This is a genomic window from Mesorhizobium erdmanii USDA 3471, assembly GCF_000472705.1.
In the GTDB taxonomy this organism is placed as follows: Bacteria; Pseudomonadota; Alphaproteobacteria; order Rhizobiales; family Rhizobiaceae; genus Mesorhizobium; species Mesorhizobium erdmanii.
On sequence record NZ_AXAE01000011.1, the window covers coordinates 410,115 to 418,082 of the forward strand.

At 63.8% G+C, this 7,968-nt stretch carries 8 protein-coding genes; 3 read left to right on the forward strand and 5 right to left on the reverse strand.

The window, feature by feature from the left end; all coding sequences use genetic code 11:
• Positions 1-54 precede the first annotated feature (54 nt).
• Positions 55-1,473, forward strand: coding sequence for an aminotransferase-like domain-containing protein (locus tag A3AU_RS0107150; protein ID WP_027052189.1), 1,419 nt, complete (start codon positions 55-57; stop codon positions 1,471-1,473).
• 2 nt (positions 1,474-1,475) lie between these two features.
• On the opposite strand, the gene A3AU_RS0107155 is transcribed toward A3AU_RS0107150, so the two are convergent.
• A complete protein-coding gene (locus tag A3AU_RS0107155) occupies positions 1,476-2,366 on the reverse strand; it encodes a LysR family transcriptional regulator (protein WP_027052190.1) in 891 nt (296 codons plus the stop codon).
• Between the two features lie 128 nt (positions 2,367-2,494).
• Between A3AU_RS0107155 and A3AU_RS0107160 the strand changes: the two genes are divergently transcribed.
• Entirely contained in the window at positions 2,495-3,946 is a 1,452-nt protein-coding gene (locus A3AU_RS0107160) for an MFS transporter (protein ID WP_027052191.1), read from the forward strand.
• A 216-nt stretch (positions 3,947-4,162) separates the two neighbouring features.
• Here the strand turns inward: A3AU_RS0107160 and A3AU_RS0107165 are convergent, their stop codons facing one another.
• The 3 genes from A3AU_RS0107165 to A3AU_RS0107175 all read right to left on the reverse strand — a co-directional run bounded on the left by A3AU_RS0107165 (position 4,163) and on the right by A3AU_RS0107175 (position 6,674).
• Positions 4,163-4,660 (reverse strand): MaoC family dehydratase, encoded by a 498-nt coding sequence (locus A3AU_RS0107165; protein ID WP_027052192.1) that lies wholly within the window; start codon positions 4,658-4,660, stop codon positions 4,163-4,165.
• A 193-nt stretch (positions 4,661-4,853) separates the two neighbouring features.
• Positions 4,854-5,282: a phasin family protein gene (locus A3AU_RS0107170; RefSeq protein ID WP_027052193.1), complete on the reverse strand. Its 429-nt coding sequence runs from the start codon at positions 5,280-5,282 to the stop codon at positions 4,854-4,856.
• Positions 5,283-5,378: 96 nt separating this feature from the next.
• Positions 5,379-6,674, reverse strand: a complete 1,296-nt coding sequence (locus tag A3AU_RS0107175) for a DUF445 domain-containing protein (RefSeq protein WP_027052194.1) — start codon at positions 6,672-6,674, stop codon at positions 5,379-5,381.
• A 323-nt stretch (positions 6,675-6,997) separates the two neighbouring features.
• On the opposite strand from A3AU_RS0107175, the gene rirA reads away from it, so the two are divergent.
• Positions 6,998-7,459 carry an iron-responsive transcriptional regulator RirA gene (rirA, locus tag A3AU_RS0107180; protein WP_027052195.1) on the forward strand — a complete coding sequence of 154 codons (462 nt, stop codon included), beginning with the start codon at positions 6,998-7,000 and terminating at the stop codon, positions 7,457-7,459.
• A 227-nt stretch (positions 7,460-7,686) separates the two neighbouring features.
• On the opposite strand, the gene A3AU_RS0107185 is transcribed toward rirA, so the two are convergent.
• On the reverse strand, positions 7,687-7,968 hold a 282-nt coding region (locus A3AU_RS0107185), incomplete at its 5' end, for a transposase (protein WP_027052196.1).

The following is a 7,968-nucleotide window of genomic DNA, read 5'->3' on the forward strand; positions in this document are numbered from 1 at the left end:
AGAGACAATGGAGTACAATTCAACGAAACCGTAATGGGCGATTGAGCAGTACAGATGACGAACTTCGCTTTGGAAAAGGACGATGCGCCAGTACTCATCACGACCACTCTGGTCGAGACTGTCATGGCGACCATCCGCCAACGGATCGCCGCGCGCAGTCTTACGCCGGGAGCCCGGCTGCCGTCGATCCGCGCCTTCGCCAAATCCATGCGGGTATCCAAATCCACCGTCGTCGAAGCCTATGAGCGACTTGCCGCCGAAGGCACGATCCGCTCCCGGCCGGGCTCCGGCTTCTATGCCGCCGGCTCGCTGGCGCCGCTGTCGCTGGCCGAAATCGGCCCCCGCCTCGACCGTGCCGTCGACCCGCTCTGGGTCTCGCGCCAGTCGCTCGACGCCGGCGACGAGGACCTGAAGCCGGGCTGCGGCTGGCTACCGGCTTCCTGGATGCCGCAGGCCGGGCTGCGCCGCGCGCTCAGAATCGCTGCCCGCGCCGACGATGTGGCGCTTGCCGATTACGGCACGCCGCTCGGCCTGCCGCCGCTGCGGCAGTTGCTGGCACGGCGCATGGCCGGGCATGGCATCGAAGTTTCGCCTGAACAGATCATGCTGACGGAATCGGGCACGCAGGCCATCGACCTTCTATGCCGGTTCCTGATCGAGCCCGGCGACACGGTGCTGGTCGACGACCCCTGCTATTTCAATTTCCACGCTCTGCTGCGCGCCCACCGCGCCAAGGTCGTCAGCGTTCCCTACACGCCGTCGGGACCTGACATCGAGCTGTTCGCGCAGGCGCTCGCCGAACACCGGCCGCGCCTCTACATCACCAACTCCGCCATCCACAATCCGACCGGCGCGATCCTGTCGCCGGTCACCGCGCACCGGCTGCTCAAGCTCGCCGACCAGTCGGACCTGACCATCGTCGAGGACGACATCTTCGCCGATTTCGAACATGCCTCGGCCCCTCGCCTGGCGGCCTTCGATGGCCTCAGCCGTGTCGTCCAAATCGGCAGCTTCTCCAAGACGCTGTCGGCCTCGGTGCGCTGCGGGTTTATCGCCGCGCCGCGCGACTGGATCGACGGCCTGACCGATCTCAAGATCGCCACCACATTCGGCGGCGGACGGCTGGCTGCCGAACTGGTGCTGACGCTGCTGAAGGACGGCAGCTACCGCAAGCACATGGATCTGCTGCGCGCCAGGCTCGCGCGCGCCATGGCCGAAACCGGCACGCGGCTGAAGGCGATCGGCATCACGCCTTGGATCGACCAGCCGGCCGGCCTGTTCCTGTGGTGCGGCCTGCCGGATGGCGTCGACGCGGCCGAGGTCGCACGCCGCGCCTTGGCCGACAACGTGGTGCTGGCGCCCGGCAATGCGTTCAGCCTCTCCCAGAGGGCCAGCCGTTTCCTGCGCTTCAACGTCGCCCAGTGCGAAGACCCACGGATTTTCAAGGTTCTCGAGGCGGCGATGGCGCGCTGATCTCAGCGGTTCGCGCAGATCTCGCGCACGCAGTCACGCAACCAGCGTTGTGCCGGATCGGCATCGAGACGCGGATGCCAGAGCATCGAGATGGTGACGTCCATGGTGTCGACCGGCAACGCAAAACTGTGCATGCCGGCGCGCGCACCTCCCGTATGCCGCTCGGGCACGCTGGCGATCAGGTCCGAGGCGCGCGCCATGGCAACTGCCGCCGAAAAACCCGAGACCATGCACACGACCGTCCGCTGCAACCCGAGCGCGCTCAGCGCCTCGTCGATCGGTCCTCTCTCGCGGCCGCGCCTGGAAACGCTGATGTGTCGGCCCGCGGCGTAGCGTTCCGGCGTCACCGTGCCCTCGGTAAGTGGATGGCCGGGTCGTACCGCGCCGATGAAGCGATCGCGAAACAGCGCCTGGATGCGCACTTCGGGTCCGGTTTCGCCGGCAACGCCGATTTCCAGGTCGATCGCCGCGTCGCGCAGCGACATCGCATCCTTGTCGGACTTCGGCGCGAAACGCAGCCGCACATCGGGCGCATCGGCCCCGATCCGGGCGACGAGGCGAGGCCCGAATTCCTCGACGAAGCCCTCATTGGTGCGCAATGTGAAGACCCTGTTCAGGCTCGACGGATCAAGCAATTCGGCAGGACGCAGCAGAGCCTCCGCATCCTGGACCACAGGGCCGACTTGCCGCCGCAATTCCTCCGCGCGCGGCGTCGCCACCAGGCCGCGCCCGGCGCGGACCAGCAATGGATCGCCCGTTGCCTCTCGCAGCCGTGCCAGCGTGCGGCTCATTGCCGAGGGACTGAGCCGCAATCGACGCGCCGCGCGGGCCACGCTGCCTTCCGCCAGCAGCACGTCCAGAGCAAAAAGCAGGTTGAGATCGGGCGATGTCATCCGCCCATCATACATGATGTGGCGCTCAACGCACGAATATGATGCAAATGCTGCGCCTTCCGCCATATATACCGAAAGGCTAGATCTCCGACAGCTCCGGTCTCGGAGCCAATCAAAAGGAGATCGCCATGCCAGTCGCCGCGCAAAATCGGCTGAAATCAGCGCAACAGGACCAATCGGTCGGCTGGGCACTCGCAAGCCTGTCGCTCGCCACGCTGCTGTCATCGCTCGGAACCAGCATTGCCAGCGTCGGGCTGCCATCACTGATGCAGGCGTTCGGGGCGTCGTTCCAGGCCGTGCAATGGGTGGTCCTTGCCTATCTCCTGGCCATCACCACGCTGATCGTCAGCGCCGGGCGGCTGGCCGACATGTTCGGCCGCCGGCCGCTGCTGCTCGGCGGCATCGCGCTGTTCACGGCGGCATCGGTGCTCTGCGGCCTGGCGCCGACGCTCTGGCTGCTGATCGCCGCGCGCGCCGTGCAAGGGCTTGGTGCGGCACTGATGATGGCGCTCACGCTGGCCTTTGTCGCCGAGACGGTGAGCAAGGAGCGGTCCGGCAGCGCCATGGGCCTGCTCGGCGCCATGTCGGCGATCGGCACGACGCTCGGCCCCTCGCTCGGCGGTCTGCTGATCGCCGGTCTCAGCTGGCGGGCGATCTTTCTCGTCAATGTCCCGCTTGGCATTCTGACCTTCGCCCTCGCCTGGCGTGCCTTGCCTGCCAGCAAAAAGAGCGCGCAGGCCGCTCAAGGCAAATTCGATGCGATGGGCACTATCCTGCTGGCCCTGACGCTGGCCGCCTATGCGCTGGCCATGACACTTGGCCGGGGCAATTTCGGTCCGCTCAACATCGGCCTGCTGGCCGCGACCTCTACCGGCATCATTCTGTTCGGGGTCGCACAGATGAATGCGAAGAGCCCGCTGATCCAGCTTGCCGGCTTCCGTGACCCGCGCCTCAGCATCAGTCTGGCCATGAACGTGATCGTCGCAACGGTAATGATGGCGACGCTGGTGGTTGCACCGTTCTATCTGTCGCGAGGGCTGGGACTCGACGCCGCCATGGTAGGCGTGGTGCTGTCCACCGGCCCGCTTGTCTCGGCACTGTCGGCGCTGCTGGCCGGACGGCTTGCCGATCGCTTCGGAGCCAACAGGATGATGGTCGCCGGGCTGGTCAGTCTTGCCACCGGCACGTTCCTGCTGTCGCTCGCCATGACAAAGCTCGGTATTGCCAGTTATGTCGTTCCCATCACCGTCACCTGCTTCGGCTACGCCTTGTTTCAGACGTCCAACAATGCCGCCGTCATGAGCGGTGTCGGCGCCGGCGAACGCGGCGTCATATCGGGCCTACTCAACCTGTCGCGCAATCTCGGCCTCATCACCGGCGCGTCGATGATGGGCGCCATCTTCGCGATCGCGTCGGCCAAAGAGCAACAAGGGGTTGGTCAGCAGCTTCTGAGTTCCGAGGCAGCTGCCCGTGGAATGCAGGTCACCTTTCAGACAGCAACGGCGCTGGCGCTGGTCGCGCTGGTCCTCGCGCTGCTCTCGGCCCGCGTCGCTGGCCGTTTAGAACCTAGTGTTTCGTGAGGCACGATCTGCTTGCGACGGAGGCGTAACGTCCGTTAGACGCCGCGCAGAGATTGTTTCGAAATTCGCTCTGGCGAGTCATATGGTGGTGGTTTCGAGAACCGTAGCGCAGCGGACATTTGGTCCGTGAGCTCAGTTCTACTGCGACGCAGTAGAACGCGGAAGCGCAGAAAACGCCATCAGATGGCCGCCAGAGTAGAATTTCCAAGCAGGCTCTCAGGCCCCTGCCCGTTTGCGGCGCTCATAAAGCATGACCAGTGTTTCCGCCATCAGCGCCGGCTTTTCCTCGCCTTCGATCTCGACCGTGTTGGCGGCCTTCATCAGATACTGGCCGGGCCCCTTGTCCTCCATGGAAAGCAGGACGGTGCGCAGCCTGATGCGCGCGCCGACCTTGACCGGCGCGAGGAAGCGCACCTTGTCGAAGCCATAGTTGAAGGCGGCCTGGGTGTTTTCCGGCACGATACCCATGCCGAGCGCCAGCGCGCCGATGATCGACAATGTCAGGTAGCCATGCGCGATCGTCGTGCGGAACGGGCTTTGACGTCGCGCCCGTTCGGGGTCGACATGGATCCATTGATGATCACCGGTGCATTCGGCGAACTGGTTGATGCGGTCCTGGTCGACCGTGGTCCATTCCGAGACGCCGAGCTCCTGCCCGGACATCGTCCTCAACTGCTCGTAGGTCGGCGGCGTTTTAGGCCGTACTTCAGTCATTCCTGCTTTCCCGATCGCGTTCAACGCCTCCGGACCACGAACGGACCACCTCTGTCAATTCGCCCTGCGTGAATCCGTTCCGCTGAATCCCGGCTGAATGACGCCATGCCGCCTGTCGCGTGGCGCGAATGCAACTATGCGCGATGCCCGACCTGGCGTCTCGGCTCAAAAGCAAGAGACAGGCCGCGGAAGCCTATTTCTGCCCGTAGCCGGCGCGGATTTCCTCCATCGCCTCCTTGATGCGCGCACGCAGGATTTCGATCGATTCGGTGCCGGATTTCCTCGCCAGTTCAGCCACTTCACCGGCATTCTTGAGCGCGGCCTCGAAGGATTTCCTGGCGAACTCCGTCTGCTTGGCCATGATTTCCGCAGGATTGCCTGGCGCGCGATAACTCTGCGCCACATCGGCGACCTCGCGCAGCGTGTCCTGCAGCATCTCGCGTTGCCTCGACAACAGTGAGGTTGCTCCGGCAGCGCCGGCACGCGCGGATTTCTCCAGCGCTTCGAGGTTCTTGCGGTGATGCGCAAGGATCGCCTCGACATCGACACTGGGCACCTTCAGGTCGCGGCCGAACCTGCCGAACATGTCCATGAAGGAATCGGATTCCGGTTGTTTTGCCATGATGTCTTCTCCCCTTTGCCGCGGACGCGGGTGCCCTCGCCTGGAGCATAGCACTCGGATGCCGCGTGTCCATTTCGAAGACACGATCGACACGCATCAATTGACCGGGAGCAGCAGCTCGATCATGTAAAGCACGATACCCGCCAGCCCGCCGACGATCATGCCGTTGAACCTGATATATTGCAGGTCCCTGCCGATGTTCATCTCGATCAGCCGCGTCAGTTGCGCCAGGTCCCAGCGCTTGACCTGATCGGCGATGAATTTCGACACGCCGCTCTTCTGGTTTTCCACGAACGAAGCCAGCGCCACGACGAAACCCTGGTTCATGTCGGCCCGGATTTGTGGATCGCCGGCAAGATGGCGGCCGACCTCGACGAACATGTTGGCGAGATGCGCGCGGATCACCGAATTCGGCGCCTTGGCGTCCTGCTCGATGAACTGGCTGAGGCTCTCCCACATGTCGCCGGCCAGCGTCCTGACTTCGGGGCGGGCGAGGAAATCATGCTTCATCTTCTCGGCGCGCGTTGCATATTGCTTGGACGTGCGCAGCCGTTCGACGAAGCCTTGCGCGAAACGGTCGAACTCGGCGCGCATCGGATGGTCGGGATCGGCCCGCACCTCGTCGAGCAGGGAACCTGCCGAGGCGACGATCTTCTTCAGGAGATAGGCATCGGCCCTGAACAGGTTGAACAGCGACGGCAGCTCCTCGCGAATCTTCTCGCGCATCGTCGCCAGCGCCTGTTCGTCGTTGAGGAACCTTCCGATCACCTTGATGAACTCGTCGAACAGTTTCTGGTGCCGGCGGTCGTCGGTGAGCGCCGAAAGGAGTTCCGCCGCCAACGGCGCCAGCGGCACCTTTTCGATCTGCTCCAGCATGCGGCTGGTGACGAAGCCGCGCAGGCCGGACTGCTCGACCGCGGCCAGCGTCTGCGGCACCAGTCGCACGACGAAACGCGACAGGCCGGCAGCACGTTCGGCGTCGGCCAGCCAGTCGGCCACGAGTGCCGCGAAATCGACTTCGGCAAGTTTTTCCCGCACCGGCTCCGGCGCCAGGAAATTAGCTTCGATGAAGCGGCCGAGATTGTCAGCGATGCGGCTCTGGTTCTCCGGAATGATGGCGGTATGTGGGATCGGCAGTCCGAGCGGCCGCCTGAACAGCGCCACCACCGCGTACCAGTCAGCCAGGCCGCCAATGGTCGCCGCCTCGGCGAAGGCGGCAACGAACCCCAACCATGGATAGGAGTTCTCGAACGACTTGGCCAAAGCGAACACCAGCACGCAAAGCGCCAGCGCGGCCGTGGCGATGAATTTAGTGCGGCGCAACGCGGAGAGCTTGACCGCCGCATCGGCATCGAAACGGACTGGCACCAAGGACGGAGCCGATTGTGACATGGATGAACTGCTCCTCGTCGATCTCAGGTCGACCACCGGGTAGATCCCTGGTCGATCTCGGGGGCGATCTCGGGTCTATCTAGGGTTTCATCAGCCGAAATGCGCGTGACGACACGGCTCTCCCCGTATCTTGCCCGGTTGCGCACATAAAGTTGACGAGGATATTCATCTATAATGCGGAGCTAGTCTGGAATTGTTCCAAGGTATAGGCCATATTCGGGCCAAGGCCAGTGCGGCGAATCCGAAATCCCGGATCGGAGCACGCCAGCAAGGTTCTGGAAGCCGGCGTGGCTACATCGCGCCGGCGCCTGATGAGGACGAAAATGCGGCTTACACGCCAAACCAATTATGCCATGCGCATCTTGATGTATTGTGCCGCCAACAATGACCGGCTGAGCCGCATCCCCGAAATCGCGGCTGCCTATTCGGTGTCGGAACTGTTCCTGTTCAAGATCCTGCAACCGCTGGTCGAGCATGGTCTGGTCGAGACGGTGCGAGGCCGCAATGGCGGCGTCCGGCTTGGCCGCGCCGCGGAATCCATCAGCCTCTTCGATGTGGTGCGCGTGACGGAAGAGAGCTTCGCCATGGCCGAGTGCTTCGAGAACGACGCCGCCGAATGCCCGCTTGTCGACAGCTGCGCGCTGAATTCGGCGCTGCGCGAGGCACTCAACGCCTTCTTCGCCGTCCTCGCCCGCTACACGGTCGCCGATATGGTGGCGGCAAGGCCGAATGTGCGCAACCTGCTAGGCATCGACATGCTGGAGCGCCGCGCCCCGGCCGCCTGAGCTCGGACGCGCTCTAGCGGATTGAGTCTATTGATGTCCTAGAGTGCGACGCCACCTGTGACTTCGTCCTTCTAGGGCGAAGCAAGGAGCGACGCGACGCGCGTAGACCCTAGAATCCATGCCGTGACCGGCCGGCGCCGCAACGGTGCAGACCTAGCAACGTCAGCGCCAGCGCTTCTTCTGGATCGCCTCATTCTTCGGCTGATGTAACGGAATGGCAACTGTGTTCATGCGAAAGCTTTTTTGTCTCGAATGATGGCATTGAGGACGACAAGGAGCTTCCTTGCGACGGCGATGATGGCCAGCTTCTTCGAGCCTGAGCGGGCTGCGATGGCGGTATAGAAAGCCCTGAAGCGCTCACAAGCTCGGATGGCGCCGAGCGCAGCCATGTAGAGAGCACGGCGCACACGCGATCGGCCACCCTGGATCTGGCTCCTGCGGTTGAGCTTGCCGCTCTTGTTGTCGAAGGGGGCAAGGCCGGCGAGTGCGGCGATCGACTTGGGTGAGCG

Bases quoted from the DNA above. Each gene is read 5' to 3' on its own strand.
- A3AU_RS0107170 (WP_027052193.1), bottom strand. From the start codon at position 5,282: ATGGCAAAACAACCGGAATCCGATTCCTTCATGGACATGTTCGGCAGG.
- A3AU_RS0107175 (WP_027052194.1), bottom strand. From the start codon at position 6,674: ATGTCACAATCGGCTCCGTCCTTGGTGCCAGTCCGTTTCGATGCCGAT.
- A3AU_RS0107165 (WP_027052192.1), bottom strand. From the start codon at position 4,660: ATGACTGAAGTACGGCCTAAAACGCCGCCGACCTACGAGCAGTTGAGG.
- A3AU_RS0107155 (WP_027052190.1), bottom strand. From the start codon at position 2,366: ATGACATCGCCCGATCTCAACCTGCTTTTTGCTCTGGACGTGCTGCTG.
- rirA (WP_027052195.1), top strand. From the start codon at position 6,998: ATGCGGCTTACACGCCAAACCAATTATGCCATGCGCATCTTGATGTAT.
- A3AU_RS0107160 (WP_027052191.1), top strand. From the start codon at position 2,495: ATGCCAGTCGCCGCGCAAAATCGGCTGAAATCAGCGCAACAGGACCAA.
- A3AU_RS0107150 (WP_027052189.1), top strand. From the start codon at position 55: ATGACGAACTTCGCTTTGGAAAAGGACGATGCGCCAGTACTCATCACG.